The organism is Acetobacter garciniae, assembly GCF_017377735.1.
Lineage (GTDB): Bacteria > Pseudomonadota > Alphaproteobacteria > Acetobacterales > Acetobacteraceae > Acetobacter > Acetobacter garciniae.
Map to the genome: position 1 here is coordinate 1 of NZ_JAFVMH010000034.1, position 1,667 is coordinate 1,667.

At 67.8% G+C, this 1,667-nt stretch carries 1 protein-coding gene; it reads left to right on the forward strand.

The window, feature by feature from the left end; genetic code table 11:
- The coding region (gene dxs, locus J2D77_RS17090) for a 1-deoxy-D-xylulose-5-phosphate synthase (protein WP_207847739.1) at positions 1–1,667 on the forward strand (1,667 nt) is incomplete at both ends.

Genomic DNA, 1,667 nt, shown 5'->3' on the forward strand with positions numbered 1-1,667 from the left:
CTTGGGGTAATCGAACTGACGGTGGCCCTGCACGCGGTGTTCGACACCCCCGATGACCGCGTGATCTGGGACGTGGGCCACCAGGCCTACCCCCACAAGATCCTGACCGGCCGGCGCGATCGCATCCGCACCCTGCGCCAGCCCGGCGGGCTGTCGGGCTTCACCCGTCGGTCCGAAAGCGCATACGACCCGTTCGGGGCGGCGCATTCCTCCACCTCCATTTCCGCCGGGCTGGGCATGGCCGTGGCCCACCACCTGCGTGCGGAGGAAGACCCCAGCTACCGCGAACGCAACGTGATCGCGGTCATCGGGGATGGCTCCATTTCCGCGGGCATGGCGTATGAGGCCATGAACAACGCCGCCGTGGCCGGCCCCGGCGCCGAGCGGCTGATCGTCATCCTCAACGACAACGAGATGTCCATCGCCCCCCCTGTGGGCGCGATGTCGAACTACCTGTCGCGGCTGATGTCCTCGCGCAAGTTCATGGGCCTGCGCGAACTGGCGGGCAAGGTGGTCAAGAAACTGCCCGCCCCGGTCGAACGCACCGCCCGCAAGGCCGACGAATACGCCCGCGGCATGATTACGGGCGGCACGCTGTTCGAAGAGCTGGGCCTGTATTATGTCGGCCCGGTGGACGGGCATGACCTGCCCCAGCTCGTCGCCATCCTGCGCAACCTGCGCGATACGGATAACGGCCCCATCCTGCTGCATGTGATCACCGAGAAGGGCCACGGCTACCGCCCGGCGGAAAACGCGGGCGACAAGTATCACGCCGTGGCCAAGTTCAACGTGGTGACGGGTGAGCAGACCAAGGGGCCGGCCGGCCCGCCCAGCTATACCTCGGTCTTCTCGCGCGAACTGGTGCGCCGGGCCGCGACCGACAACCGCATTGCCGCCATTACAGCCGCCATGCCCTCGGGCACCGGGCTGGACGCCTTCGCCAAGGCCTATCCCGAACGGTTCTTCGACGTGGGCATTGCCGAACAGCATGCCGTGACCTTTGCCGCCGGCATGGCCAGCGAGGGGCTGCGGCCGTTCTGCGCCATCTATTCCACCTTCCTGCAACGCGCCTATGACCAGGTGATGCATGACGTGGTGCTGCAGAAGCTGCCCGTGCGCTTCGGCATCGACCGCGCGGGGCTGGTGGGTGCTGATGGCGCGACCCATGCCGGCGCGTTCGACATCGCGTATCTGGGCTGCCTGCCGGGCATGACCATCATGGCCCCCTCGGACGAGGTGGAACTGCTGCACATGACGGCCACGGCCGTGGAATTCGACGAAGGGCCGATCGCCCTGCGTTATCCGCGCGGCAACGGGCTGGGGCTGGACCTGCCCGCGGCGGGCACCGTGCTGGAGATCGGGCGCGGGCGGATCATCCGTGAAATGGGCCGCCAGGCCGGGGCGGAGAAAGGGGGGATTGCCATCCTCTCGCTCGGGCCGAGGCTTGGGGAATGCCTGAAGGCGGCGGATATCCTGGCTGCGCAGGGCCTGCCCCCCACGGTGGCCGATGCGCGCTTCGCCAAGCCGTTCGACACCGCGCTGGTGGAAAACCTGGCCCGCAACCATGCGGTGCTGATCACCATCGAGGAAGGATCCGAAGGCGGCTTCGGCTCGCTGGTCTGCCATCACCTGGCCCGCACAGGCCTGCTCGATCAGGTCCGCTTCCG